24 protein-coding genes are annotated in these 24,853 nt (G+C 60.1%); 13 read left to right on the forward strand and 11 right to left on the reverse strand.

What is annotated here, in order from left to right; genetic code table 11:
• Nucleotides 1–9 precede the first annotated feature (9 nt).
• A complete protein-coding gene (locus VWZ87_RS14735; RefSeq protein ID WP_416534471.1) occupies nt 10–945 on the reverse strand; it encodes a tetratricopeptide repeat protein in 936 nt (311 codons plus the stop codon).
• A gap of 246 nt (nt 946–1,191) precedes the next feature.
• Between VWZ87_RS14735 and hspQ the strand changes: the two genes are divergently transcribed.
• Nucleotides 1,192–1,518: a heat shock protein HspQ gene (hspQ, locus tag VWZ87_RS14740; protein WP_340546923.1), complete on the forward strand. Its 327-nt coding sequence runs from the start codon at nt 1,192–1,194 to the stop codon at nt 1,516–1,518.
• A 100-nt stretch (nt 1,519–1,618) separates the two neighbouring features.
• Here the strand turns inward: hspQ and VWZ87_RS14745 are convergent, their stop codons facing one another.
• The 3 genes from VWZ87_RS14745 to VWZ87_RS14755 form a co-directional block, all read right to left on the reverse strand.
• Complete coding sequence (locus VWZ87_RS14745) at nt 1,619–3,193, reverse strand: gamma-glutamyltransferase family protein (protein ID WP_416534472.1); 1,575 nt, start codon at nt 3,191–3,193, stop codon at nt 1,619–1,621.
• A 257-nt stretch (nt 3,194–3,450) separates the two neighbouring features.
• Complete coding sequence (locus VWZ87_RS14750) at nt 3,451–3,897, reverse strand: ATP-binding protein (RefSeq protein ID WP_340546921.1); 447 nt, start codon at nt 3,895–3,897, stop codon at nt 3,451–3,453.
• A gap of 35 nt (nt 3,898–3,932) precedes the next feature.
• Nucleotides 3,933–4,277, reverse strand: coding sequence for an STAS domain-containing protein (locus tag VWZ87_RS14755; protein WP_340546920.1), 345 nt, complete (start codon nt 4,275–4,277; stop codon nt 3,933–3,935).
• 93 nt (nt 4,278–4,370) lie between these two features.
• Here VWZ87_RS14755 and VWZ87_RS14760 point away from each other — a divergent pair, with 93 nt between their 5' ends.
• The 9 genes from VWZ87_RS14760 to rarD all read left to right on the forward strand — a co-directional run bounded on the left by VWZ87_RS14760 (nt 4,371) and on the right by rarD (nt 14,944).
• Nucleotides 4,371–5,543: a thiolase family protein gene (locus VWZ87_RS14760; protein ID WP_416534473.1), complete on the forward strand. Its 1,173-nt coding sequence runs from the start codon at nt 4,371–4,373 to the stop codon at nt 5,541–5,543.
• 95 nt (nt 5,544–5,638) lie between these two features.
• Entirely contained in the window at nt 5,639–6,097 is a 459-nt protein-coding gene (locus VWZ87_RS14765; RefSeq protein WP_416534474.1) for a GAF domain-containing protein, read from the forward strand.
• Between the two features lie 189 nt (nt 6,098–6,286).
• Nucleotides 6,287–6,856 (forward strand): helix-turn-helix domain-containing protein, encoded by a 570-nt coding sequence (locus VWZ87_RS14770; RefSeq protein WP_340546917.1) that lies wholly within the window; start codon nt 6,287–6,289, stop codon nt 6,854–6,856.
• Nucleotides 6,856–7,485 carry a LysE family translocator gene (locus tag VWZ87_RS14775; protein WP_416534475.1) on the forward strand — a complete coding sequence of 210 codons (630 nt, stop codon included), beginning with the start codon at nt 6,856–6,858 and terminating at the stop codon, nt 7,483–7,485. Before VWZ87_RS14770 ends, VWZ87_RS14775 begins: the two co-directional genes overlap by 1 nt.
• The gene (locus VWZ87_RS14780; protein WP_416534476.1) at nt 7,482–7,853 is read left to right on the forward strand and encodes a GFA family protein; all 372 of its coding nucleotides are present in this window, start codon (nt 7,482–7,484) and stop codon (nt 7,851–7,853) included. The genes VWZ87_RS14775 and VWZ87_RS14780 overlap by 4 nt, the downstream gene beginning before the upstream one ends.
• A gap of 15 nt (nt 7,854–7,868) precedes the next feature.
• Nucleotides 7,869–10,316, forward strand: a complete 2,448-nt coding sequence (locus tag VWZ87_RS14785) for a GcvT family protein (protein WP_416534477.1) — start codon at nt 7,869–7,871, stop codon at nt 10,314–10,316.
• Entirely contained in the window at nt 10,297–11,325 is a 1,029-nt protein-coding gene (locus tag VWZ87_RS14790; protein ID WP_416534478.1) for a GlxA family transcriptional regulator, read from the forward strand. Before VWZ87_RS14785 ends, VWZ87_RS14790 begins: the two co-directional genes overlap by 20 nt.
• Before the next feature lie 95 nt (nt 11,326–11,420).
• On the forward strand, nt 11,421–13,871 hold the full coding sequence (locus tag VWZ87_RS14795) for a GcvT family protein (protein WP_416534479.1): 2,451 nt from the start codon (nt 11,421–11,423) through the stop codon (nt 13,869–13,871).
• 179 nt (nt 13,872–14,050) lie between these two features.
• Nucleotides 14,051–14,944, forward strand: a complete 894-nt coding sequence (rarD, locus tag VWZ87_RS14800) for an EamA family transporter RarD (protein WP_340546911.1) — start codon at nt 14,051–14,053, stop codon at nt 14,942–14,944.
• Here the strand turns inward: rarD and VWZ87_RS14805 are convergent.
• Together VWZ87_RS14805 and VWZ87_RS14810 are read right to left on the reverse strand one after the other, a co-directional pair.
• The gene (locus tag VWZ87_RS14805; RefSeq protein ID WP_416534480.1) at nt 14,905–15,624 is read right to left on the reverse strand and encodes an SGNH/GDSL hydrolase family protein; all 720 of its coding nucleotides are present in this window, start codon (nt 15,622–15,624) and stop codon (nt 14,905–14,907) included. The genes rarD and VWZ87_RS14805 overlap by 40 nt on opposite strands.
• A 44-nt stretch (nt 15,625–15,668) precedes the next feature.
• A complete protein-coding gene (locus VWZ87_RS14810) occupies nt 15,669–16,082 on the reverse strand; it encodes a nuclear transport factor 2 family protein (protein ID WP_416534481.1) in 414 nt (137 codons plus the stop codon).
• A 132-nt stretch (nt 16,083–16,214) separates the two neighbouring features.
• Between VWZ87_RS14810 and VWZ87_RS14815 the strand changes: the two genes are divergently transcribed.
• On the forward strand, nt 16,215–16,868 hold the full coding sequence (locus VWZ87_RS14815; protein WP_416534482.1) for an RluA family pseudouridine synthase: 654 nt from the start codon (nt 16,215–16,217) through the stop codon (nt 16,866–16,868).
• 12 nt (nt 16,869–16,880) lie between these two features.
• Here the strand turns inward: VWZ87_RS14815 and VWZ87_RS14820 are convergent, their stop codons facing one another.
• Together VWZ87_RS14820 and VWZ87_RS14825 are read right to left on the reverse strand one after the other, a co-directional pair.
• A complete protein-coding gene (locus tag VWZ87_RS14820; protein WP_416534483.1) occupies nt 16,881–17,738 on the reverse strand; it encodes an alpha-1,2-fucosyltransferase in 858 nt (285 codons plus the stop codon).
• 71 nt (nt 17,739–17,809) lie between these two features.
• Nucleotides 17,810–18,313: a VOC family protein gene (locus tag VWZ87_RS14825; protein ID WP_416534484.1), complete on the reverse strand. Its 504-nt coding sequence runs from the start codon at nt 18,311–18,313 to the stop codon at nt 17,810–17,812.
• 359 nt (nt 18,314–18,672) lie between these two features.
• On the opposite strand from VWZ87_RS14825, the gene VWZ87_RS14830 reads away from it, so the two are divergent.
• Entirely contained in the window at nt 18,673–19,131 is a 459-nt protein-coding gene (locus VWZ87_RS14830) for a glyoxalase superfamily protein (RefSeq protein WP_416534485.1), read from the forward strand.
• A 122-nt stretch (nt 19,132–19,253) separates the two neighbouring features.
• Here VWZ87_RS14830 and VWZ87_RS14835 read toward each other — a convergent pair whose 3' ends face one another.
• Nucleotides 19,254–20,693 carry an aldehyde dehydrogenase family protein gene (locus VWZ87_RS14835; protein WP_416534486.1) on the reverse strand — a complete coding sequence of 480 codons (1,440 nt, stop codon included), beginning with the start codon at nt 20,691–20,693 and terminating at the stop codon, nt 19,254–19,256.
• A 320-nt stretch (nt 20,694–21,013) separates the two neighbouring features.
• Between VWZ87_RS14835 and VWZ87_RS14840 the strand changes: the two genes are divergently transcribed.
• Nucleotides 21,014–21,664 carry a peroxiredoxin gene (locus tag VWZ87_RS14840; RefSeq protein WP_340546903.1) on the forward strand — a complete coding sequence of 217 codons (651 nt, stop codon included), beginning with the start codon at nt 21,014–21,016 and terminating at the stop codon, nt 21,662–21,664.
• Between the two features lie 89 nt (nt 21,665–21,753).
• On the opposite strand, the gene VWZ87_RS14845 is transcribed toward VWZ87_RS14840, so the two are convergent.
• Nucleotides 21,754–22,470: a glycosyltransferase family 25 protein gene (locus tag VWZ87_RS14845; RefSeq protein WP_340546902.1), complete on the reverse strand. Its 717-nt coding sequence runs from the start codon at nt 22,468–22,470 to the stop codon at nt 21,754–21,756.
• A gap of 122 nt (nt 22,471–22,592) precedes the next feature.
• Nucleotides 22,593–24,731 carry a polyribonucleotide nucleotidyltransferase gene (gene pnp / locus VWZ87_RS14850; protein ID WP_416534487.1) on the reverse strand — a complete coding sequence of 713 codons (2,139 nt, stop codon included), beginning with the start codon at nt 24,729–24,731 and terminating at the stop codon, nt 22,593–22,595.
• Nucleotides 24,732–24,853 lie beyond the last annotated feature (122 nt).

A 24,853-nucleotide genomic window follows, 5' to 3' on the forward strand; every position in this document is an offset into this window, starting at 1 on the left:
GGCGCCGCCCTAGGCAAATATGATGGAGCTGAGTTTGCGCCGACCATTGAGGACAATCGGATCGTTTGGCTTCAGAGCGTCGAAAATTGTGAACAACTGTGCTTTGGCCGCGCCGTCGTTCCACTCTTGGTCTTTGCGGAACAATGTCAGGAGTTCATCCACTGCGGCTTGGGTGTCGCCAGCTGCGTGCAGGGCCTGTGCCAGATCAAACCGGGCCTGATGGTCCTCGGGGTAGGCGTCCACGGTTGCGCGCAGTTCCGTCACGGGACCTGCATTCTCGGCCTGACGAGCCAGGGCGATCTGGGCATGAGCGGCCTCGATTTCTGCGGCATCGGAGATATCGGCAGGTGCGCCATTGAGCACCGCCTCCGCCTGGTCGAGATCTCCCATGGCGACATGGGCGCGTGCCAGCCCCCCGTAGGCGGCGGCGCTGTGATCATCTTCGCCAAGCACGGCGGCGAAGGTCTGCGCCGCATCCGCGAAATCACCATCGGACAGCATCTGCTCGGCCGCTTCGACAGCTTCGCCCAGCCCGCCGTCCGCGCTGCCACCAGCTGCTTCGATTGCACGTTTGATGAATGCGTCGATTTCAGATGGCGCTACGGCGCCTTGAAACATGTCAATGGGCCGCCCCTGAACAAAGGCGACAACCGTCGGGATTGACTGCAAAGGAAGTCCTTGCTGCGAGAGGGCCTGAACCAGACGTTGGTTCTGATCCACGTCGATCTTCGCCATGGTGACAGCGCCTTTTGCCTTGGTCACGGCAGCTTCCAGCGCGGGTCCAAGTGTTTTGCAGGGGCCACACCAAGGAGCCCAGAAATCGACGATCACCGGTGCATGCATCGACGCATCGACAATGTCCTGCATGAATGTTGCCTCGGTCACGTCTTTGACCAGATCACCTGCGGGGGCCATATCTCCCGCGCCGCCAAGAATATCGATCATGCGCTTGCTCTCCATTTCCAACTTGCCCCCTATATGAAAGCTGGCTGCCCAGAAACCAAGGGTTCATCTGCGCAAAGCCCTGCACCCGAGCGCTATCGCGGCTGTTTGCCGAGGGCTCAGAAGGCGCAGGTATACGGCGACAGCATTGTTCTATCGTGAATGACACAGTGTTTCCGGCGAAACCGGGCCGTGGATTCGACATTTTCCCTTGTCGCAGAGTATCATGAGGCGATAGGAACAGCATTCATGCTTAGAACGCGCGCAAAATATAATCTGGGACAGGTTGTCCGCCACCGCAAACATCCCTTTCGCGGAGTTGTGTTCGACGTCGATCCAGAGTTTGCCAATACCGAGGAATGGTACGAGGCCATTCCCGAAGACAGCCGCCCGGTGAAGGACCAGCCGTATTACCATCTGCTGGCGGAAAACGATCAGACCTACTACGTGGCCTATGTGTCGGAACAGAACCTGATCGCCGACTATTCCGGCGAACCTGTGGGGCACCCCGATATTCCAGAGATGTTCGGCAGTTTTGACGAAGGCAGCTATGAGCTGCATTATCAACTGAACTGATATAAGCGGCAGGCGTTTGGACCTCAGCCTTATGAACTCCGCACTGGCGCGGCCAAAGTGCGAAGATCCATTTCTCTCAATTGCGGTCCTGTCGTGCGGTTTAATACCCCAGAGCGCAGCCATCTTTCCGAGGGTCGCTGGCACCTTCCAGCACACCTGAGCGATGAATCTGGATCGCCTGTGCTCCGCCAATTGCGGTCTCCGGTATCGTGATGTTGTGGCCCATATCCGCGAGCTCTTGCCTCACCACATCGCTGTAGCCGCGTTCGACCTTCAGGGTGGCGCCATCGGCAAAGGCGCGGGGCAAATCGATCGCCGCCTGGGGATCCATGCGAAAATCCGTCATGTTAGAGACGAATCGCGCGTGACCATTGGGCTGATAGGCACCACCCATCACGCCAAAGGGCATGGTGACCGCGCCTTCCTTGCACAGCATTCCCGGAATGATGGTGTGCATTGGCCGCTTGCCGCCTGCCAGCATGTTGGGGTGGCCCTCTTCCAAGGTGAAACCTGCGCCGCGGTTTTGCAACAGAATGCCAAACTTGTCGGAGGCGATCCCCGATCCGAAACCGTGGAAGATCGAATAGATCAGCGAAACGGCCATGCGGTCCTTGTCGACGACGGTGATATAGATCGTGTCTTTATGCACTGCCTCACTGATCGGAGCAGGTGCAGCCATCGCGCGCTTCGGATTGATCAGCTCGGCCAGGCGCACCGCCGTTTCCGGCGCCAGCATATGGTCCAAACGGACCGTGTGATCTGGATCCGCAATGAACCGGTTGCGCGCATCATAGGCGAGCTTTGCGGCTTCAGCTTCGATGTGAATACGTTCTGCGCCAACTGGGTTCATGCCTGCCATATCGAAATGCTTCAGGATATTCAGCATCAGAATAGCCGTGGCTCCCTGACCATTTGGCGGGTGTTCGACCAGCTCGATATCCTTGTAGCTGCCGACAACCGGTATGGTGACGTCAGCCTGCGTAGCGGCAAAATCCTCGCTGCGTTGCAACCCGCCGCGGGCTTGCAACGCAGCAATCATATCTTCGGCTACCTCGCCCGTATAAAACGCATCACGCCCGTCTTTGGCGACGCGCCGCAATACCTCGGCCTGACCTAGAGCGCGAAATATCTGCCCGATCCGCGGTGGCTCACCATCAAAAAGATACTGGTCGCGGGCGCTGCCCTGAAGCGTGTCGGCATCGTTCTGCCAGTCAAAGGCCACTCGCGGAGCCACCGGAACCCCAACTTCGGCATAGTGGATAGCAGGGGCAAGGATGGCATCCAGCCCCAACCGCCCTTCGGTATCGGAGAGTTTGCAGAAGGCGTCGATTGCACCGGGTATGGTCACTGCATGTGCGCTGGTCAGGGGAACCGCGCTCAACCCATCCGCCCGCAGCCCGGCCGCGTTGGCGGCCGCGGCGGCACGCCCCGATCCGTTCAGGGCCATAACCGGCGAGCCGGGGCGGGAGTAAAGAACAAAACAATCGCCACCAATCCCGGTCATTTGCGGTTCACAGATGCCAAGCAGCACCGCGCCAGCGATTGCGGCATCCATCGCGTTGCCGCCGCGTTTCAGAATGTCTATGGCCGCGCCCGCCGCCAGCGGATGAGATGTGGCGCAAAGACCATTTTCGGCAAAGACCGCCGACCGTCCGGGGAAGTGAAAATCGCGCATGGTGCCTCCTGTAACTGGAAGGCAGCTTAGGTCGCACGGACGCAAAGGCAACGACAAAGGAGGATGAAATAGTCGCCGCTGTCGCTATGGCGCAATGCGGCAAGGCGCCGTTCCGGCGCAGATTATCTGCACTGGCGCCGCCTGTAGCCCGATGAACCGAGCGATAAAGAGGAGAGAGGAGGTCTGGTGTTCGCCGCCGGGTGGCCAATGTGCCGTCCGCATGGTGGCGCTGAATGCCGGAACTCGGGCGCTAGACGTCACGCGCTATTGGCGTTGCGCATCTGAATTTCGAAACACAGGGAAAGGTTGTTGCCGCTGTCATCTCGCTTGTATTGCACATCTGAGGTGAGTTCGCGGATCAGCAGCCAGCCAAAGCCGCCTTCTGGCAGCTGGTCGGTCTCAACAGTCAAGTCATGCGCGGTCGCGATCGGCAATTCGCCATCCTTGAACGGAGCGCCTCCGTCGCCAATCGAGATCCACAGCTGGTCAGGGTGCAGATTGCACCGTATGCGGACATCCCCGATGTCCATGCCGGCATAGGCATGTTCGACAACGTTGTTCACCGCCTCAGTCAAGGCGATCTGCACCTCATCCGCCCGGGCTTCCGGGATGCCCATTTTGCGCAGCCGCGCCACAACATCCTGTACACCGGATCTGGCATCCAGTTCCGTTGCCGTGAACGTGCAGGAAAAGGTTTCTACCATAGTCTTTTCGCTCCGCGTTACAAACACGCGTGGGGTCAAGAATCGATGCGGGTGGCAGTCGTTGCGTCGCTCAGTGACGCATACAAATCAAAAACAGTATCCATTCGCGTCAGTCGAAACACCTTGTCGACCATCGGCGTCAGCCCGGCGAGATCCAGTTTTCGGCCCTGTCCGAGCTGCTTCATAGCAGCTACAATAGCACCAAGACCGCTGGAATCGATGAATTTTACTTCGGACAGATCAAGAATGACGCGATCAGGGCCATTTTCGGTGGTCGCGCGCATGTCTTCTTTGAATTGGATGGCCATCGCTGCATCAATGCGTTCGGCATTGACGGTCACGATCTGTGTACCATCTGCTGTTGTGCTCGTCAGGCTCATGAGTGTCCCCGCGTCAATATGTGTTGACGATCAAACTAGACGTCAATCCTTACGATTTTGTATGCACTATTTCGAGATTAGGAGGAATATTAGATGAAAAATGTAGTGATCGCAGGCGCGGCCCGAACCCCGATGGGAGGTTTTCAGGGCATGTACGACGGCGTCGCGGCCGCCGACCTCGGCGGCGCTGCAATCCGCGCAGCTCTTGAGGGGGCAGGCGCCAGCACGGTGGATGAGGTCCTGATGGGCTGCGTCCTTCCGGCGGGCCAGGGCCAGGCGCCCGCGCGACAGGCCGGGTTTGCGGCTGGCCTCGGAGAAGAGGTGCCTGCAACGACGCTGAACAAGATGTGTGGCTCCGGGATGAAGGCCGCGATGATTGCTTATGATCAGATCGCGCTTGGGCAGACCGATACCATGGTTGCGGGCGGTATGGAGAGCATGACCAATGCGCCTTATCTTCTGCCGAAGATGCGCAATGGCGCGCGGATCGGGCACGGGCAGGTGGTTGATCATATGTTTCTCGACGGCCTCGAGGACGCCTATGACAAGGGCCGCCTGATGGGGAGCTTTGCCGAGGATTGCGCTGAGACCTATCAATTCACCCGTGAAGCGCAGGACGAATACGCGCTGACATCGCTATCCAATGCGCTGGCCGCACAGGAAAGCGGTGCGTTTGACGGTGAAATCGCAGCTGTCACCGTAAAAACTCGAAAAGGCGAGGTCGTGACGGATGCCGATGAGCAGCCGAAATCGGCGCGCCCCGACAAGATCCCGACGCTCAAACCGGCCTTCCGCAAGGATGGCACCGTAACGGCAGCAAATGCCTCCTCGATCTCCGATGGCGCGGCGGCCTTGGTTCTGGCCTCGCAGGAGGCTGCCGAGGCGCAAGGCTTGACCATACGCGCCCGGATCATGGGGCATGCAAGCCACGCACAGGCGCCGGGTCTGTTCACAACTGCTCCAGTCCCAGCAGCGAAGAAGCTGATGGAGAAGATCGGCTGGACCACCGATGATGTCGACCTGTGGGAGGTGAATGAAGCCTTCGCAGTTGTGCCCATGGCCTTCATGCGTGAAATGGGGCTGCCGCGCGACAAGGTGAATGTGAACGGCGGTGCCTGCGCGTTGGGGCATCCGATTGGGGCCTCTGGTGCGCGGATTATTGTGACCTTGCTCAACGCGCTGGAAAAACGCGGTCTCAAACGGGGGATCGCTGCCATCTGTATCGGCGGCGGCGAGGGAACGGCAATCGCGATCGAGCGGGTGTGAATGTCACCTTTACCAAAATACTCTCGGGGGTGAATTGACCTTAAGGTCAAGAGGGGGCAGACAGCCCCCTCTGCTACACTTGAGGAGGGCTGCTCTTGCAGGTCGAGTACGAAACACTTGCCAAGACTATCGCTGCACTGACTGAGGGCGAGACTGACGAAGTTGCGCTGATGGCAACCGTGACCTGTGAGATCCACCACAGCGATGATCGGTTCAACTGGACTGGGTTTTATCGGGTAGTGGCGCCGCAATTGCTGAAGATTGGCCCCTATCAGGGTGGGCATGGATGTTTGCAGATCCCGTTTTCACGCGGCGTCTGCGGAGCAGCGGCGCGCAGCGGTGAGGTGCAGCTGGTCGCCGATGTTGACGCCTTTCCGGGCCATATCGCATGTGCGTCATCGACACGGTCCGAGTTGGTGCTGCCGGTCTGGAACCGCGACGGAGCGCTGATCGGCGTGTTTGATATCGACAGCGATCAGCCGGATGCCTTCACGCAAGAAGACGCAGAGCAGCTGACGCTCATATTGAAGCAGGTCTTCAGCCGCGCCGATTGATTCGGTGATCAAGGGGCGTTGCCCCTCGGCCTGACGGTCTCACCCCAGAGTATTTATGGAAAGATGACGAAGCCGGGCGCCTTTATGGCCCCGGTTTTTGTTTGTCAGGGCCGTTCATGAAAAAAGGCTTTGAAATTTCACAAAGCCAGTGCATCGTGAAAAAATGACCCGCTTTTTCATGGAGCCCCTGTGACAGATCAATCACCATATCACGCAACACTCGGTGCGGATCTGCGCGCCTTGCGTAAGGCGCGTGGCGTGACGCTTGCCGATCTTGCGGGACGTCTTGGTCGGTCTGTTGGCTGGTTGAGCCAGGTCGAGCGGGATATGTCGGAGCCGTCGATTTCTGATCTTAGAGCGATTGCCAGCTCGTTGGATGTGCCGATGTCGATGTTGTTTGCCCATTCGGCGGCGCCGGTTTCAGAACAGGGGTACATTGTCCGCGCAGGCGCGCGCCGTCCGATGGGGTCGGGCGACGAAGGTCTGATCGAAGAACTGCTGTCGCCCGATCTGACCGATGACTTCGAGATGGTGCACTCCACCTTTCGTCCGCATTCGCGGATGCAGACCCCCGCCGACCGCCCGACGCAGGAGGTTGGCTACATGATTTCAGGCCGGTTGGACCTGCTGATCGGGGGGCGCAGTTTCACCGTGGGGCCCGGCGACAGTTTCCGGATCAAGGAAGAGCCGTACCAATGGGCCAACCCCTATGACACGCCGGCCGTCGCGGTCTGGGTTATTGCTCCGCCGGTGTACTGATGAGTATTGATGCCTGGATCATATTTGCGTTGTTCTGGGCTGTCTTCGTGACCACACCCGGGCCGAATGCGGTGAATTGTATCTCCAACGGAATGGCCTTGGGGTTTGGGCGTGCAATGGTCGGTGTTCTGGCGATCCTGACGCAAGCGACGTTGTTCCTATTGCTGTCGGCCCTGGGGGTGACGACTCTGATCGCAGCCTCGCCCACCGGATTTCTGGTGGCCAAGCTGATTGGCGCCGGGTTTCTGATTTATCTGGGTTGGCGTGGTTGGCGCAACGCGACACGCCCGGTTCCGGCCACTGTCCGGCCCGCCCGTCACATCTACCTGCACGCCTTGGCGGTGGCCGTGATCAATCCGAAGAGCGTGGCGGGTTATCTCGCCGCGTTCTCGCAGTTCATCCAGCCGGACGTGCCGGTCTGGGACCAGATGCTGGTGATCGTGCCCACTGCCTTGGGCCTGACCACTCTGAGTTACACCGGTTTTACCCTGCTGGGTGCCGGCCTGGGAAAAGCTGCAATGAAAGCCGTCTTCAGCGTCTGGATCCGTCGCCTGCTGGCAATTTGTTTGATTGTTTACGGCGTTCTGCTCGGCGCGAGCAGCGCTCCCAACCTGGAGGTTGCAAGATGATCAAGGGGTCCTGTCTTTGCGGGGGCATTCATTATGAGACATCCGCCCAACCGCAGGGCGCCTCGATGTGTCACTGCGGCCAATGCCGTCGGCAATCCGGGGGTATATGGTCGTCGGCTCGCTTGCCGGAGGCAGAGCTGATGATCTCCGGCGAGGTGAGCTGGTACGCGGCCAGTCCGGTGGCGAAACGGGGTTTCTGCGCCCGTTGCGGATCGTTTCTGTTCTGGAAAGCTGAAGATGGGGACGCGATCTGTTTTTCGCTTGGCTCGGTCGAGGCACCTACCGGTGTCTCCCTAGAGAAGCATATCTTTGTTGCGGACAAGGGCGACTACTACGACATCGCGGACGGCGTGCCGCAAGAGGACTGACATCAGGGAGCAATCATGTCCGATTTTCCAAACAAGGCCCGTGTGGTCATCATCGGCGGTGGCGTCGTCGGCTGTTCGGCACTGTATCATCTTGGGAAGAAGGGATGGACGGATTGCGTCCTCCTGGAAAAGAACGAACTGACAGCCGGTTCGACATGGCATGCGGCGGGCAATGTTCCGACATTCTCGACCTCTTGGGCGATCATGAACATGCAGCGCTACTCGACCGAGCTGTATGACCGCCTCGGTGAAGAGGTCGACTATCCGATGAACTATCATCAGACCGGCTCTGTCCGTCTGGCCCATACCAAGGAGCGAATGCAGGAGTTTGAACGCGCCTGCTCCATGGGCCGCTATCAGGGCATCGGGATGGAGATATGGACGCCTGAGCAGGCCAAGGAGCGTTATCCGTTCCTGGAGACCCACGACCTGCAAGGTGTGCTGTGGGATCCGTCAGACGGCGACATCGACCCGGCGCAGGTGACGCAGGCGTTGGCCAAGGGCGCCCGCGACATGGGGGCGAGGATCATCCGCTTCTGCCCGGCAACCGGTGTCACCCAGAAGGAAGACAAGACCTGGATCGTGCATACCGATAAGGGCGATATTGCCTGTGATTATGTGGTGAACGCCGCCGGTTATTATGCCCAGCGTGTCGGAGAGTGGTTCAAGCCCTATGGCGGGCGCACCGTGCCGATGATGGTGATGAGCCACCAGTATCTGCTGACCGAGCAGATCCCCGAGATCGAAGAGCACACCAAGAAGACCGGCAAGAAGCTGCCACTGATCCGCGACGTGGATGTGTCCTATTACCTGCGTCAGGAGAAGAACGGCTACAACCTCGGCCCCTACGAGCCGAACTGCAGGGGCCACTGGATGACCGAGGACGACCGGATGCCGGACGATTTTTCGTTCCAGCTGTGGTCGGACGATCTGGACCGGATCGAGGATATCGTCACCGACGCGATGGCGCGGGTGCCGCTGATGGCGTCCACCGGCGTCTCCAGCGTGATCAACGGCCCGATTCCCTATGCCCCCGACGGTCTGCCGCTGCTGGGCCCGATGCCGGGCGTGGACAACGCGTTCGAGGCTTGCGTCTTTACCTTTGGCATCGCCCAGGGCGGCGGTGCCGGCAAGGTGCTGGCGGAATGGATCGCCGACGGCCAGACCGAGTGGGACATGTGGTCCTGCGATCCGCGCCGCTACACCGACTATACCGACCAGGATTACTGCGATAAAAAAGGCATGGAAGTCTACGGCAACGAATACGCCATGCACTTCCCGCACCACGAATGGCCGGCAGCGCGCGACAAGAAAGTCAGCCAGGTGCATTGCCGCATCAAGGAGCTCGGCGGCCAGATGGGCGCCTACAACGGCTGGGAGCGCGCCAACTGGTTTGCAAAGGATGGTGACGACACCTCCGAGGAGACCACCCATACCTGGGGCCGCTCCGGCCCGTGGCAGCAGCGGATCAAGGAAGAATGCGAAGCGGTCCGCGACGATGTTGGCGTGCTGGACCTGCCGGGTTTCTCCCGTTTCAACCTGGACGGTGAGGGCGCAGCCGAGTTTCTGCGCGGGATGATCACCGGGGGTCTGCCCAAGGCGGGCCGGATGAACCTGGTCTACTTCGCAGATAACCGCGGCCGTATCCTGACGGAGATGTCCTGCATCCGTCATGGCGAGGACCACTTCACCCTGATCACCGCGGGCTCGGCCCAGTGGCACGACTTCGAGATCCTGAAGAAGGCGCTGCCCGAGGGCCTGACCCTGACCGACCGCACCACCGAATTTGCAACCATGATCGTCACCGGCCCGAAATCGCGGGAGCTGCTGGCGGGCATCTCGGATGCCGATCTGTCGCTGGGCTGGCTGACCCATCAGGAAGCCACGGTCGCGGGCAAGCCCGCCTTCCTGGCGCGGGTGTCCTTTGCTGGCGAACTGGGCTGGGAGGTCCATTGCGCCAACGCGCATCAACCGGAGATTTACGAGGCCCTGCTGGCGGGCGGCGCCAAGCCGTTTGGCATGTACGCGCTGAACTCCCTGCGCATCGAAAAGGGCTACCGCACCTGGAAGGGTGACCTGTCCACCGACTACTCGCTGCTTGAAGGCGGGCTGGAGCGCTTCGTCAAGCTGGACAAACCGCAGGATTTCCCGGGCAAGGCCGCGATCCAGGCCGAAAAGCAGCGTGGGGTGAAGAAATCCTTTGTCACCCTGATTGTCGATGCCGGGGAGGCGGACGCGCCCTATATGTCCTGCATCTGGAAGGATGACGAGATCGTGGGCGAAACCACCTCTGGCGACTGGGGCTACCGTGTGAATGCCTCCATCGCGCTGGGCATGGTGCGACCTGAGTTGGCGGTGCCCGGAACCGAACTGGAGATCGAAATCTACGGTGAGAAATACCGTGCGGTGGTTCAAAAAGACGAACCACTGTGGGATCCGGGCAATGACCGGCTCCGGGCCTGACCCTCGCGCGACCTCCGGGGGCCCCGCCCCTGGGGGACGTCGGTGGCAGGTTGATATCCTGCTGAGCGAAGGTTTCGTCCTGACGGAATTTTCCGCCGTGGTGGAGCCGCTGCGCCTGGCCAATCGGGTGTTGGCGCAGCCACCGTTCTCCTGGACCCTTCGCTCCGCAGCGGGTGGTCAGATCGGCTGCCGGGCGGGTGCCTTTGTCGAGACGGAGCCTTTTGCAAGCCGCGCCGAGGCGGATTGTGTTTTTGTTCTTGGCAACACGGATCCCGATTGCCCTGCGCTGTCGATGGGGCCGCTGATCAGCAAATACCGCGCGCGCGGAGCCAAAGTCTATCTGCTGGCTGAGGCGGCAAGCAGGTACATCCGCGACAGCGGAAAGCAGGGGGCGCTCCACACGACACATTGGGAAAACGCCACTTTGATGCGCGAACGTATTGGATTGTTTGACGCCAACTTCGCGCTTGCAAGCGAGGATGGTCAGGTTGTGACCTGTGCCGGAATGGGGTCGACGGTGGATATCGTTCTGGCCCTGATTGGACAGCTGACAACGGCCGCCGCCCAGGTGACGGTTGCCAATATCCTGCTGCATGACAAGATACGCGATTACGCATCGCTGCAACCCTTCTCAGGTGTGAAGCCAACGGTTACCGGTGATGCTGACCTCGATCAGGCCATTCGCGTGATGCAGGAGCACATCGAAGACCCGTTGCCGATCAACGAGATCGTGGATCAACTGGGGATTTCGACCCGATCGCTGGAGCGCAAGTTCAATACTTTTCTGGGGACCACTCCAAACGGGTTTTACCGCGAAATGCGGCTGAACAAGGCGAATAATCTGCTGCTCAACACCACTATGAGCGTGCGGGAAATCGGATTGGCCTGCGGATTCTCCAACGGGTTTTCGACCCTGTATAAGGCTTTTTTCGGCATTACCCCATTTGCCCTGCGAAAGTCACGACGCGCTTCCCAGTCCATGGAGCGACGTCGGAAACCCGCCCATTAGCGGCGGAGAATACAGCGGCAAAATTGGCGTTTTTCATACATTTCCTGTCGCCTATCTGTGGCAGGGTCTGATCAAACGAGATCAGGAGACACAAGATGAGCGATCTTCCCAACAAGGCCCGCGTGGTCATCATCGGCGGCGGCGTGATCGGCTGCTCGGTGGCTTATCACCTGACCAAGCTCGGCTGGCAGGATGTGGTGCTGCTGGAGCGCAAGCAGCTGACCTCCGGCACCACATGGCATGCTGCGGGGCTGATCGGCCAACTGCGCGCGTCCTCCAACATGACCAAACTCGCCCGCTATTCGGCCGAGCTCTATTTGGGGCTTGAGGCAGAAACCGGAGTCGCGACGGGTATGCGTCAGGTGGGGTCGGTGTCCGCTGCCCTGACCAATGAGCGGCTTGAGGAGCTCTACCGCAACGCCGCCATGGCGCGCGCCTTTGGCGTGCCGGTGGAGGAGCTGTCGCCTAAGGAGGTGAAGGAGCGCTACGAGCACATCAATCTGGACGGCGTGACCGGCGGCGTCTGGCTGCCGACCGACGGGCAGGCGGACCCGGCCAACATCGCATTGGCCCTGGCCAAGGGCGCCCGCCAGCGCGGTGCGCTGGTCAAGGAGCGCATCAAGGTCACCGGCATCGCCAAGCAGGGCCGCCGCGTCACCGGTGTGGACTGGGTCAGCGACGATGGCGGGGCGCAGGGCCATATTGAATGCGACATGGTGGTGAACTGCGCCGGCATGTGGGGGCATGAGGTCGGCCGCATGGCAGGCGTCAACGTGCCGCTGCACGCCTGCGAGCACTTCTACATCGTCACCGAAGGCATCGAAGGCCTGACCCAGATGCCAGTGCTGCGGGTGCCGGACGAATGCGCCTACTACAAAGAAGATGCAGGAAAGATCCTGCTGGGAGCGTTTGAACCGAACGCCAAGCCCTGGGCGATGAACGGCATACCCGACAGCTTTGAGTTCGACCAGCTGCCCGAGGATTTCGACCACTTCGAGCCGATCCTGGAAGCCGCCTGCAACCGGATGCCGCTGCTGGCGGAGGCGGGCATCCACACGTTCTTCAACGGACCGGAATCCTTCACCCCGGATGATGCCTACCATCTGGGCCTGGCGCCGGAGATGGACAATTTCTGGGTCGCGGCAGGCTTCAACTCAATCGGCATCCAGTCTGCAGGCGGTGCCGGCATGGCGCTGGCGCAGTGGATGGAAGACGGCCAGAAGCCGTTTGACCTCGGCGATGTGGACATCTCCCGCATGCACCCGTTCCAGGGTAATAAACACTATCTGTTCGAGCGTTCAAAAGAGACTCTGGGCCTCCTGTATGCGGACCATTTCCCCTACCGCCAGAAGGCCACGGCCCGCGGCGTGCGCCGCACCCCGTTCCATTATCACCTCAAGGAACAGGGCGCCGTTTTCGGCGAAATAGGCGGCTGGGAGCGCGCCAACTGGTTCGCAAACGCTGGCCAGGAGCGGGAATACCAGTACAGCTGGAAGCGCCAGAACTGGTTCGAAAACGCTGCCGCCGAACACCGCGCCGTGCGGGAAAATGTCGGCATGTACGACATGTCTTCCTTCGGCAAGATCCGCGTTGAAGGCCCGGATGCGGAGAAGTTCCTGAACTACATCTGCGGCGCCAATGTTTCGGTTCCGGCGGGCAAGATTGTCTACACCCAGTTCCTGAACCCGCGCGGCGGGATTGAGGCGGATGTGACCGTCACCCGCCTGAGCGAGACCGTCTATCTGGTCGTAACCCCGGCGGTGACCCGTCTGGCGGATCAGACCTGGATGATGCGCCATAAGGGCGGTTTCAACGTCGTGCTGACTGATGTGACCGCAGGCGAGGGTGTGTTGGCCGTGATGGGGCCGAACGCGCGCAAGCTGTTGCAGAAAATCTCGCCCAATGATTTCTCCAATGACGTGAACCCCTTTGGCACCGCGCAGGAGATCGAGCTGGGCATGGGCCTCGCCCGTGTCCACCGGGTGACCTATGTGGGCGAACTGGGCTGGGAGATCTACATCCCGGCGGAGATGTCCGGCCACGCCTTCGAAACCCTCTGGGAGGCTGGCCAGGACATGGGGCTGAAGCTCTGCGGTATGCACATGATGGACAGCTGCCGGATCGAGAAGGGCTTCCGCCACTTCGGCCACGACATCACTTGCGAAGACAATGTGATCGATGCAGGGCTTGGCTTTGCGGTTGCCGTCGGCAAGGACGACTTTATCGGCAAGGCCGCGGTGCTGGAGCGCAAGGAGAGCGGTCCCAAGAACCGCATGGTTCAGTTCAAACTGACCGCCCCCGAGCCGCTGCTGTTCCACAACGAGCCGATCATCCGCGACGGTAAATACGTGGGCTATCTCAGCTCCGGTAACTACGGCCACACGCTGGGTGCCGCCATCGGCATGGGCTATGTGCCCTGCGAGGGGGAAAGCGCAGCGGATGTGCTGGGTTCGGTCTATGAGATCGACGTCTGCGGCGTGAAAGTGAAAGCCGAAGCTTCCCTGAAGCCGATGTATGATCCGAAATCGGAGCGGGTGAAGGCATAGGTCACCTCTAAGGAACCTATGGGGGCGAGATCAGCGGGAGAAAATGTGCGCAGTTCGCGCACTCTTTCCCCGCCGATCCGATAAGGCCGTCTACCATCGCCGACAGCAGTGTTCTTTGTGCTTCCGCTCTGTCAATTGCGCGCTGAGCTGTCATAAACGCGGCTCAGGGAGATTCCACGATGACCTCATCAGTTGAGAACAAAGACACGCCGCAGGGCCTTGCCTTTGCAGTTTCCGCCTATCTGATGTGGGGATTTCTGCCGATCTATATGAAAGCGCTGGCACATATGCCCGCCGCCGAAGTTGTCGCGCATCGGGTAATCTGGTCGGTGCCCGTGGCGGGTGTGCTACTCATTATCCTGCGTCGAACCCGTGATCTGCGCGCGGCGCTGACCTCGCCCAAGGTCTTGATGATGGGGGCGGTGACAGCGGCGCTGATCTCAGTGAATTGGGGCATCTATGTGTGGTCGATTGCAACCGGGCATGCGCTTGATGCGGCGCTGGGGTATTATATCAACCCGCTGTTCAGCGTCATGTTGGGTGCACTTTTGCTGGGAGAGAGATTGTTGCCGGCACAGCTGGTCGCAATCGGTCTGGCGGCACTGGCGGTGCTGGTGCTTGCCGTTGACGCCGGGCGCCTGCCGTGGGCTGCCATTGGTCTTACTCTCAGCTGGGGGTTCTATGCGTTCTTCAAGAAATCCCTGCCGGTCGGCCCCAATCAGGGTTTCATGCTGGAAGTGCTGATCCTGACCCCTCCGGCGCTGGGATATCTGCTCTATCTTACGGCCTCCGGTGACGCGCATTTCGCGGGAGCGTTCAGTGACACCGCGTTGCTGCTGGGCTGTGGTTTGGTCACAGCGGTGCCGCTGATCACCTATGCCAATGGCGCCAAACTGCTGCGGCTCTCCACCATCGGTATCCTGCAATATATTGCTCCGACGATGATATTTCTGGCAGCGGTGTTCATTTTTGGCGAAGATTTCGGTCGCGCGCGCATGATCGCCTTTCCGATGATCTGGCTCGCGCTGGTGATCTACTCGGTCTCATTGGTGCGGCAGATGCGCCGGGCCTGAGGGGCGGGCCGGGATGTGCAGGACAGTTCCGCGTTGATGGTCTCTGCCAAGGTTTCAGCCCAAAGAGAATAGGCGGCTGCCGACGGATGATAGCCGTCCTGCGCTGCCAGCGCTGGGTCGGGCGCCATCGTGAATGGCAGGTGGATGACATCGTGATTTCCTGCGGCTAAGTTGGATAGAACCCGGTCCAGCCGCGCCGCGTGGCGACCCAGGACCCAAGCCAGCGGTTGGGGAAGGGCTGGAAAATCTGCCATTGGTGGCACTCCTGACAAGACCACGAGCCTGACACCAAACCGGTCCCGCAGGAGCTTGATCAGCGCGCACTGTTCCATGTGAAACCGTCGCCGCCGCGCAAGCCGGGTCACGTCATTGACCCCCAATGCCAGAACCGCAACGTCAAAGGTCTGCGGCGGCAGCGCACGCACCCGCGCCAGAGCATCTGCGCTGCGATGCCCGGTTGTGGCCTCCAGCCGCCAGGTCAGATGCCGACCTTGCGTCAGGCGCGATGTCAGTTGACCGGAGAGCGCATCGTTCTGGCGACCGACACCGACACCAGCAGCTGAGCTGTCGCCGACAATCAACAGCCGTAGCGGCGTGCCCTGTCCCTGTTGGCCGAACCGAGGCCCCGAGGGTTCCGGCAGGTTCAGCGCCCTGCGCCGGACGTTAACTGCCTGCACCACCAGAAGCGGCAGCAGGACAATGCGGGCGATATGATCGATGCCGATCAGCTGAGCGCCTTTTGATATTGCAGAAATCGTGGGTCGGTGGTGACCCGTTCCATGATTGCGGCGCGCAGCACGCCGACGCTTTTATAGGGGCGCATGACCACCTCGAAATGGCTGATCAGGCCGTGCGAATTCAACGTGATCAGGTCAACGCCCACGGCATCGAACTCGCCGATCTTGCACTGGAACTCCAACGCCCAGTCGTTTCCGTCCCCCATGATCCGACGATAGCGAAAGTCACTGAATACCTGACCGACATGACCCAGAATCGCCGCCACTGGTGCGCGACCGGTCCATGTTTTCCAATAGGTCGGGGGCAGGAACTGCACATCCTCCGCCAGGAGATCTGCAATCTGGCGGTCGTCGCCTTTGGCAACAACCTCTTGCAGCCTGTTAATGGTCGGATGTGTCATGCTGCACCTCTCAGAACAGGGAGCCCGCGGTGAGGCAGGGGTTACCGCCACCCTGACGCTCCGCCAGATCCCGGGCAAGCACGACGTAGCGATACCTTGCCCTGCGGGCGCCGGATCGCTAGGGACGCGGGCATGACTGTTTCTAGCGATTATACCCCGCCGACGGATCCATTGGATATCCTGCATCATGACGCGCAGCTATTGGTGGTGAACAAGCCCCATGGTCTGCTGAGCGTACCGGGGCGCGGAGAACACCTTGCGGACTGTCTGCTCACCCGCTTGCAGGCAGTGTTTCCCGAGGCGTTGCTGGTCCATCGACTGGATCGCGATACCTCCGGCGTAATGGTGTTTGCGGTCACTCCGCACGCCCAACGCCATCTCTCGATGCAGTTTGAAAAACGTACCGCAAAGAAAGCCTATATCGCGCGCATCGGTGGCAGGCTAAAGCCGCGCAGCGGGACCGTCGATTTGCCGCTGATCGTCGATTGGCCAAACCGCCCGCGCCAGATGGTCTGCCATGACACTGGCAAGGAGGCGGTGACCGATTGGCGGGTGATAAAATATGAAGAGGCCGCAACACGTGTGCGTCTGACGCCAAAGACAGGTCGCTCGCATCAGTTGCGTGTGCATATGCTCTCGCTCGGACACGCCATTCTGGGCGATCCGCTTTACGCTCAGGGGGCTGCACTGGATCATCCACGCATGATGCTGCACGCAGAAGAGCTGCGTATCAAACATCCCGACAGCGGCGAATCGATGAAGTTCCGCGTCAAGGCGCCGTTCTGATCGCAGCAGTTACTAGACGCTGATCCGCAGCCAGTCCGGTGGCAGGATATCGGGGTTGTTCAGCTTGGGGTCGCCGAACCATTTTGCCGGTCCCGCAACCCGGCGCTTCGCAGTCTGGTTCAACCAGGCGGCCCACCAGGAGAAGGAGCTGTTGCCGATGATGTTATGTCTGCACAGGCTCATCAGGCGCATGTCCTCGTAGTCGGTGTCCGCGCCATTGAAATCCACCACCACCTTGTCACAGGGGAGGGGGAGGTTGTCCTTGGCCCACTGCGGATCGTCCGAGAAGACATAGACCGTTGGCTGTCCCTCCAGCCCGTCCAGCACCTGTTGCAGCGCGGCTTCGTAATAAGACTGATCGCAAAGCACATGCGCCGCGAGCGTCAGATAATCGCCCCGCCGAACATGCAGCGAGATCGCGTTGCTCTCACTGATCCTGGCCGCCATCTCGGCGTTCTGCTGATTTGAGAAGTCAGGAAAGGTGAAGTCCCGCCTGATCCGTTCAGCGCACCCATTGAAATAGTGCTCGCTCTGCCAATAGCCGTGCAGATAGCTGTCGTCGCCCCAGTGTTCGAAATCTGCATTGTAGCCAAGGCCAGCTTCTCGCCGGAGTTTCGGTCCTGCACCCAACCTCTGCCCGAGGCTGCGCCATACCGCATAGCGCAGTGGTTCGGTCTGGCGCAGCGGAGGTAATTTGTCCGGCGCCGCCAAATCAAGGTCGAAGACACGTGTCAGGACACCTTCGCCGCGCAGCTCCGCGCCACGGCTGTCCAGCGCCAGCGAGACCCCGAGCCGATCCGCCAGCGCGCGCCCGGCGGCATATTGGAACATCTGGTTGCCCAGTCGGCCGTGCAGGCGGGTGATAATCATCGTCGGTCCCTCGAAGAGCTACAGGGGCGTTCATATGCGTGAAGCAGTGTCGTGACCAGTCCCGCCCTCGCTCATCCGCCGTATCGCGCCTGCCAGTCACCAAGGGCTGCGATGCCGAAATCGGGATCCGGCTGATCCGGCATTGGTGCGAGGATCTCGATTGAATGCCCGTCAGGATCCTTGAAGTAGATCGAGAGCGCCGGCATCCAGCCCAGCACCACCGGCTCATCGGTTGGGCTGCCGTGAAAATCGAGCGGTATGATTCCCGCATCCGTCAACCGGTCACAGATGCCATCCATTGCCGCTACGGTACTGCGAAACGCCATGTGCAGCCGCAGTCCCATCGGTGCGGATCCACCGGCCCAGAGCCCCAGCATTCCCTGAGACTGACCGCCCACCCAGTAGAATGCGACCTGTCGTTCCGGCAGATGGTGGGCCAGCTGCAAACCCATGGTCTCTCCGTAGAATGTCATCGCACGGTCTAGGTCTTTAACCGTCAGATGCGTCTCATAGATTCCGGTCAGTTCCGTTTCGATATGTGTTTTGCCGGTAGCGTTATCCTGTACATGGATCATCTTAAGGCTCCGCTGAATGGTCAGGTAGCGACAGCCTGCAATCTCAAGTCAGGTTTAGATCAAGCGAAAAATCACAGCCGCGTGGCTTCGCCAGACGGATATCTGATGTCATCTGCTGATGCGGCCGGGGCGTGACAATCAGGTCAGCAACTGTTGTGCAGGCTGGCTTGGGTCTTGACCTCGGCCGATTGAACGGCCTAAGGCTGACGTAAGGGTCGGGGCCCTGCCGCTCGCGGTTGAGAAGACCATGGTGAACCCCCGCGCTGAAACTCCTGTCTTTCGCCCATCCATGTGATGCGCCAATGGCAATGCGGGCCCCATTTATCCGGCGCATCTTGTTGATTGGACAAGAGGCAAGAATGACAAATAGCCAGACAGATCTCCCGCCCATTGGGAGCCTCAAGCAGCAGGCCCGCAATCTGCGCGCTCAGTTGCAGGCACGTAACCACACACTCTCGCATAGCGCCGCGCTTGAAATGGTGGCCCGGCAATATGGCTACAAGGATTGGAACACGATCAGCGCCAAGGCTGACAGGCCACGCCCGGATGTTGCGCAGCAGGCGTTGCAGATCGGGCAGATCCTGAGGGGCAGCTACCTTGGCCAGGCCTTCACAGCCGAGCTGCGAGGGTTGCAGGTGTTTGCTGGCGGCGCCCGACGACGCGTTACCCTGCATCTGGAACAACCGGTCGATGTTGTGAAATTCGACAGTTTCTCAGCGCTGCGCCAGCGGATCACCGGAACCATCGGCTGGGATGGCCGCTCAGCTGAGTGTACCTCCGACGGCCTGCCCCAACTGGTGCTTGAACTGCCCAATTAGAGCCTGTTTTGCACCAGCATGAGGCGCCAGAAAAGCCCTGGTCCCAGCAAAGCCCTGATGCAGGAAAGCAAGGAGCCGCCCTCTAGGGGCGGCTCCTGTTGTTATGACCCTGAAAAATAGGCCTATTCTGCGGCCCAGCCGCCGACGGCTTTGACTTCCAGGAAGTCCTCGATGCCCCAGCTGCCGCCTTCGCGGCCGTTGCCAGATTGCTTCATTCCACCAAAGGGAGATCCGGCGGAGCGGGATTTGCCGTTCATCTCGATCATGCCGGCGCGCAGTTTGCGAGCCATGCGATTGGCACGGGCCGCATCCTGTGTCTGCACATAATTGGTCAGCCCGTAGGGGGTATCGTTGGCGATTTCGATCGCTTCTTCTTCGGTCTCGAAGGGGATAATCGACAGCACCGGGCCAAAGATCTCTTCGCGGGCGATGGTCATCTGGTTGTTCACATCGGCAAAGACGGTGGGCTTGACATAGAAACCCTGGTTCAGCCCATCAGGACGGCCGGTTCCACCTGCGACAAGGCGGGCGCCTTCGTCGATGCCTTTCTGGATCAGATCCTGGATCTTAGTCCATTGCAGTTCGTTCACAACCGGCCCGATGTGGCGGCCTTCGCTGGAGGCGGGGCCAACCTCCACCTTGCTGGCAACAGCAGCAGCTTCTTCGACAGCTTTGTCATAGATGCTTTTCTGAACCAGCATCCGGCTTGGGGCGTTACAGCTCTGGCCGGTGTTGTTCATCATATGCAGGACACCGCGCTTGACGGCCTTGTCATCGGCATCTTCAAAGATGACGTTGGCGCCTTTGCCACCCAGCTCCAGATGAACTTTTTTCAGCGTGTCGGCTGCGGCCTTGGAAATTGCCGTGCCTGCGCGGGTCGACCCGGTAAAGGACACCATATCCACGTCCGGGTGGCTGGACAGCTGAGTGCCGACACCGGCGCCGTCGCCATTGACCAGATTGAATACGCCCGCAGGGAAACCGGCCGCATCCATCATTTCGGCAAAGATCATTGCATTGAGCGGGCTCTGCTCGGAGGGTTTCAGAACCATGGTGCACCCGGCAATGGCCGCCGCGCCAACTTTCAGCGTGACCTGATTCATCGGCCAGTTCCACGGCGTGATCAGCGCAGCGACACCAACCGCCTCGTGGATGATACGATCATTCGGGGCATGGTCGCCCAGCGGCGCTTCGAAGGAGAACGCCTTGGCTGCCTTGATGAAATTGCGCAGATGCCAGCTGCCAGCGCCCGCCTGCTGGGTGCGGGCCATATCAATTGGCGCCCCCATTTCGATGCTCATTGCCTGCGCCAGATCTTCAGTGCGGCTCTCATAGATCTCGATCAGCTTTTCGACCAGCGCGATGCGCTCTTCTACCGGAGTGGCCATCCAGCCCGGCAGCGCCGCCTTTGCAGCCGCGACGGCAGCATCTGTATCCGCCGCACTGCCAAGCGAGATGACCGCGCAAGGCGCTTCGGTCGATGGGTCGATCACTTCGAAATCATTCGGGGCAGCCGGGGCGACCCATTGGCCGTTGATGTAAAAATCACGTTTCTCGATCATCTGTCGATCTCCCGATTGTCAGGGTGTGACGGGGCGGTGCCCGCGATTGGCGGACACTCTGTCACTGGCGTTTCGGATGAGCAAGGGGGGGATTTCATAATTTGATCAAATTTTGCAGCGGAATAATTTTCGCCACTTTGACCCTATATGGAACGGCGGTATGATGCCCGGCACCAATCCGTGCAGATGTTCCGATGGGGGCAGATTGACGCGTGGGGCGATCTTTTCGTCTGCCTGTCGCCCATCAAGGGTTTAACCTGCGCGCCGAGTGGTTAGGTTACTCACCAGATAGCATTCATTTGACAGCAGAGGAGAGACCCATGGGTTTGCGTATCAATGATGTGGTTCCGGATTTCACCGCAGAAACCGATCAGGGCACCGTCTCGTTTCATGACTGGATCGGCGACAGCTGGGCGATCCTGTTTTCCCACCCCAAGGATTTTACACCGGTTTGCACCACAGAGTTTTCTGCCGTGGCGCAGTTGGCTGATGAATGGGCTGCACGCAACACGAAGGTGATCGGTGTGTCCGTAGATGGTGTTGAAGACCACAAGAAATGGAAAGGCGACATCGAAAGCTATGGCAAAGCTGCGGCAGGCTTTCCGATCATCGCGGATGAAGGTCTGGCTGTCTCCAAGGCCTTCGATATGCTGCCGGCAGAGGCCTATCTGCCTGATGGCCGCACACCCGCAGATAGCGCCACGGTGCGATCGGTCTTCATCATCGGACCTGACAAGCAACTGAAGCTGTCGATGACCTACCCGATGACCGTCGGGCGCAATTTTGCGGAGATTCTGCGCGCGCTGGATGGCCTTCAGATGTCCGGCAAAGGTGTAGCAACTCCGGCAAACTGGGTTCCGGGCGAAGATGTCATCATCCCCCCCAGCGTCTCGAACGAGGATGCGAAGGCTAAATTTGGCGAGTTCGAAACGATCTTCCCCTATCTGCGCAAGACCAAAGCGCCAGAGTGATCTGTAGGAAGGCGTAGCGGGGCACGTAAGCGGCCCTGCTGACATGTCGTCATGAACAGGGGCCGTCTGGCCCCTTTTCTATTGCGGGTCTAACCGGGCTTTTGCGATCGCAAGGCGACCTGTGTCCGGTAGAGCGCGCGTTTCAGCTCCCGCGCAAGCTTGCCACCTGCTGGACGGGATTGGATGGTTGATCCGCCCAGGGCCTCGGTCAGCTCAGATGCGCCGTTTGGCCATATGGTATGTACTGGCTGGCGGTGAACCCAGTGCATCTGAAGGAAGGTGTCAACCGGCCGGTCCAGCGTCTCGCTTGCTTCCAGCAATCGGGCGGCGGCGGTCTTGCCCACCACCTGTGCCACGGTTTGCAGTCCGATGCGTCTTGGCAGAAACATGCGCGCCGCGCCTGTTTGCGCAACGACCTGCCGCGCTGACTCGCGCTGTTTGGCAGGCAGGCGGATGAAGTGATCCTTGTCGGCATGGTTGCCGACAAGCGCCATCGCGTCGCGCCAGAGGTTGGGCTCAAACGCTAGATCGTCCTCAACGATCAGTCCGAAATCATCCATGCCTTCCGCGATTTTCTGCCAGCACTTGCGATGGGATAGAAAACATCCGACTTCGCCTGCCCGGAGCGCGAAGGGGTAATGTGGCCGGTGCAGATCCCCATCGCAGAGAGGCACAAGCCCCGCCTGAAGCGCCGCCCGGCCGTTGACCGCCTCGACCACTTCCGGCTGCGGCAGCTGCGCCATCAGACGCGCCACATTGGGCGCGCGTTTCTGATCGTCGGCCATATGAATGATGTAGGATCTCATGGTCCCAGAGGTAGCGATCTTGACCGGTGGTGAAAAGAGGCGAGCAGGAACCAGCTGCCACTGAAACAAAGAAACCCCGCCATTTCTGGCAGGGTTCCGGGTGCTTGGAAAGGGAAGGCAGATTACTCTGCGTCTTCTTTCTTCTCGGCTTTGATTTCTTCGCCGGTTTCCTGATCCACGATTTTCATGGACAGGCGGACCTTGCCGCGATCATCAAAGCCCAGCAGCTTTACTTTCACTTCCTGGCCTTCCTTCAGAACGTCCGAAGGGTGGTTCAGGCGGCGGTTTTCGATCTGGGACACATGCACCAGGCCGTCACGCTTGCCGAAGAAGTTCACGAAGGCGCCGAAGTCGACGATCTTCACAACCTTACCGGTGTAGATGGCGCCTTCTTCCGGCTCTGCCACGATCGAGTGGATCATGTCGTAGGCCTTCTGGATCGCGGTGCCGTCGGCCGATGCGATCTTGATCACGCCGTCGTCGTTGATGTCGACTTTCGCGCCGGAGGTTTCCACGATTTCGCGGATGACCTTACCGCCGGAGCCGATCACTTCACGGATCTTGTCGGTCGGGATCTGCATGGTCTCAATGCGGGGCGCATGGACGGAGAACGCGTTGGTTTCCGACAGTGCCTTGGCCATTTCGCCGAGGATGTGCAGACGGCCGTCTTTGGCCTGATCCAGCGCTTTTTCCATGATCTCAGGCGTGATGCCTGCAACCTTGATGTCCATCTGCAGCGAGGTGATACCGTTCGCAGTACCGGCCACCTTGAAATCCATGTCGCCCAGGTGGTCTTCGTCGCCCAGAATGTCCGACAGGATCGCGTAGGAGCCGTCGTCTTCCAGGATCAGACCCATCGCGACACCGGCAACCGGTGCCTTCAGCGGCACGCCGGCGTCCATCATGGACAGCGAACCACCACAGACCGACGCCATCGAGGAGGAGCCGTTCGATTCGGTGATCTCGGACACCACGCGGATGGTGTATGGGAAATCGGTCGGAGCAGGCAGAACAGCCTGCAGCGCGCGCCATGCCAGTTTGCCGTGGCCGATTTCGCGGCGACCGGGCGAGCCGACACGACCAACTTCACCCACCGAATAGGGAGGGAAGTTATAGTGCAGCAGGAAGTTGGATTTGAAGTTGCCGTGCAGCGCGTCGATGAACTGCTCATCGTCGCCGGTGCCGAGGGTGGTCACGGCCAGGGCCTGGGTTTCACCACGGGTGAACAGGGCCGAACCATGGGTCCGCGGCAGCAGGCCGGTTTCCGATTCGATCGCGCGCACATCGGTGGTCGAGCGACCGTCGATCCGCTTGCCGGTTTTTACGACGTCGCCGCGCAGAATGGCTGCTTCCAGCTTCTTCATCGCGGAGCCGAGGTTGGCGTCTTCCAGCTGTTCTTCGTTCAGCGATGCCTTGATCGCCTCACGCGCGGCGGCAACAGCGGCGGTGCGCTCCTGCTTGTCGGTGATTGCAAATGCAGCGCGCATCTGCTCTTCGCCTGCGGCTTTCACTGCGGCGAACAGCTCCGAATAGTCAGCAGGCTGGAAATCGAACGGCTCTTTGGCCGCGTCTTCCGCCAAGGAGATGATCAGGTCGATCACCGGCTGGATCTGCTCGTGAGCGAATTTCACCGCACCCAGCATCTCTGCTTCGGTCAGTTCGTAGGCTTCGGATTCAACCATCATCACGGCGTCTTTGGTGCCGGCGACAACCAGATCCAGACGCTGATCAGGGTTCAGGCGCAGATCCTGCATGTCGTCAACGGTCGGGTTCAGGACGTACTCGCCGCCCTCAAAGCCAACGCGCGCAGCCGCAATCGGACCCATGAAGGGTGCGCCGGACAGGGTCAGCGCTGCGGAGGCCGCGATCATCGCAACCATGTCGGGATCGTTGACCAGATCGTGGCTCAGCACGGTGCACATCACCAGGACTTCATTTTTGAAGCCGGGGACGAACAGCGGGCGGATCGGACGGTCGATCAGACGCGCGGTCAGGGTTTCTTTTTCGGTCGGGCGTGCTTCACGCTTGAAAAATCCGCCGGGGACCTTGCCCGCAGCGTAGTATTTTTCCTGATAGTGAACCGTCAGGGGGAAGAAGTCCTGACCCGGCTTCTGCTGGCGGGCAAAAGTGACGTTTGCCATGACCGAGGTTTCGCCCAGGGTGGCAATCACTGTGCCATCGGCCTGACGGGCAACCTTGCCGGTCTCCAGTGTGAGCGTCTCTTCGCCCCACTGCATTGATTTCTTTGTAACGTTAAACATTCAGCTTATCCTAGCTGGGAGCACTCCCGGGCGTATCCCGGGTCTCCCGTTTGATGTGGCGGCCCCATTGCCGCCGACCCCTCTCTATCTTTCTTTCGACTGCCGGGGTCTTGGCAGCACGT

The organism is Phaeobacter sp. JH20_37, from assembly GCF_048056015.1.
Classification (GTDB): domain Bacteria; phylum Pseudomonadota; class Alphaproteobacteria; order Rhodobacterales; family Rhodobacteraceae; genus Phaeobacter; species Phaeobacter bryozoorum.

Coding starts and splice junctions, on each gene's coding strand:
- VWZ87_RS14735 (WP_416534471.1), bottom strand. CDS start 945: ATGATCGATATTCTTGGCGGCGCGGGAGATATGGCCCCCGCAGGTGAT.
- hspQ (WP_340546923.1), top strand. CDS start 1,192: ATGCTTAGAACGCGCGCAAAATATAATCTGGGACAGGTTGTCCGCCAC.
- VWZ87_RS14745 (WP_416534472.1), bottom strand. CDS start 3,193: ATGCGCGATTTTCACTTCCCCGGACGGTCGGCGGTCTTTGCCGAAAAT.
- VWZ87_RS14750 (WP_340546921.1), bottom strand. CDS start 3,897: ATGGTAGAAACCTTTTCCTGCACGTTCACGGCAACGGAACTGGATGCC.
- VWZ87_RS14755 (WP_340546920.1), bottom strand. CDS start 4,277: ATGAGCCTGACGAGCACAACAGCAGATGGTACACAGATCGTGACCGTC.
- VWZ87_RS14760 (WP_416534473.1), top strand. CDS start 4,371: ATGAAAAATGTAGTGATCGCAGGCGCGGCCCGAACCCCGATGGGAGGT.
- VWZ87_RS14775 (WP_416534475.1), top strand. CDS start 6,856: ATGAGTATTGATGCCTGGATCATATTTGCGTTGTTCTGGGCTGTCTTC.
- VWZ87_RS14780 (WP_416534476.1), top strand. CDS start 7,482: ATGATCAAGGGGTCCTGTCTTTGCGGGGGCATTCATTATGAGACATCC.
- VWZ87_RS14785 (WP_416534477.1), top strand. CDS start 7,869: ATGTCCGATTTTCCAAACAAGGCCCGTGTGGTCATCATCGGCGGTGGC.
- VWZ87_RS14790 (WP_416534478.1), top strand. CDS start 10,297: ATGACCGGCTCCGGGCCTGACCCTCGCGCGACCTCCGGGGGCCCCGCC.
- VWZ87_RS14795 (WP_416534479.1), top strand. CDS start 11,421: ATGAGCGATCTTCCCAACAAGGCCCGCGTGGTCATCATCGGCGGCGGC.
- rarD (WP_340546911.1), top strand. CDS start 14,051: ATGACCTCATCAGTTGAGAACAAAGACACGCCGCAGGGCCTTGCCTTT.
- VWZ87_RS14810 (WP_416534481.1), bottom strand. CDS start 16,082: ATGACACATCCGACCATTAACAGGCTGCAAGAGGTTGTTGCCAAAGGC.
- VWZ87_RS14815 (WP_416534482.1), top strand. CDS start 16,215: ATGACTGTTTCTAGCGATTATACCCCGCCGACGGATCCATTGGATATC.
- VWZ87_RS14820 (WP_416534483.1), bottom strand. CDS start 17,738: ATGATTATCACCCGCCTGCACGGCCGACTGGGCAACCAGATGTTCCAA.
- VWZ87_RS14825 (WP_416534484.1), bottom strand. CDS start 18,313: ATGATCCATGTACAGGATAACGCTACCGGCAAAACACATATCGAAACG.
- VWZ87_RS14830 (WP_416534485.1), top strand. CDS start 18,673: ATGACAAATAGCCAGACAGATCTCCCGCCCATTGGGAGCCTCAAGCAG.
- VWZ87_RS14835 (WP_416534486.1), bottom strand. CDS start 20,693: ATGATCGAGAAACGTGATTTTTACATCAACGGCCAATGGGTCGCCCCG.
- VWZ87_RS14840 (WP_340546903.1), top strand. CDS start 21,014: ATGGGTTTGCGTATCAATGATGTGGTTCCGGATTTCACCGCAGAAACC.
- VWZ87_RS14845 (WP_340546902.1), bottom strand. CDS start 22,470: ATGAGATCCTACATCATTCATATGGCCGACGATCAGAAACGCGCGCCC.
- pnp (WP_416534487.1), bottom strand. CDS start 24,731: ATGTTTAACGTTACAAAGAAATCAATGCAGTGGGGCGAAGAGACGCTC.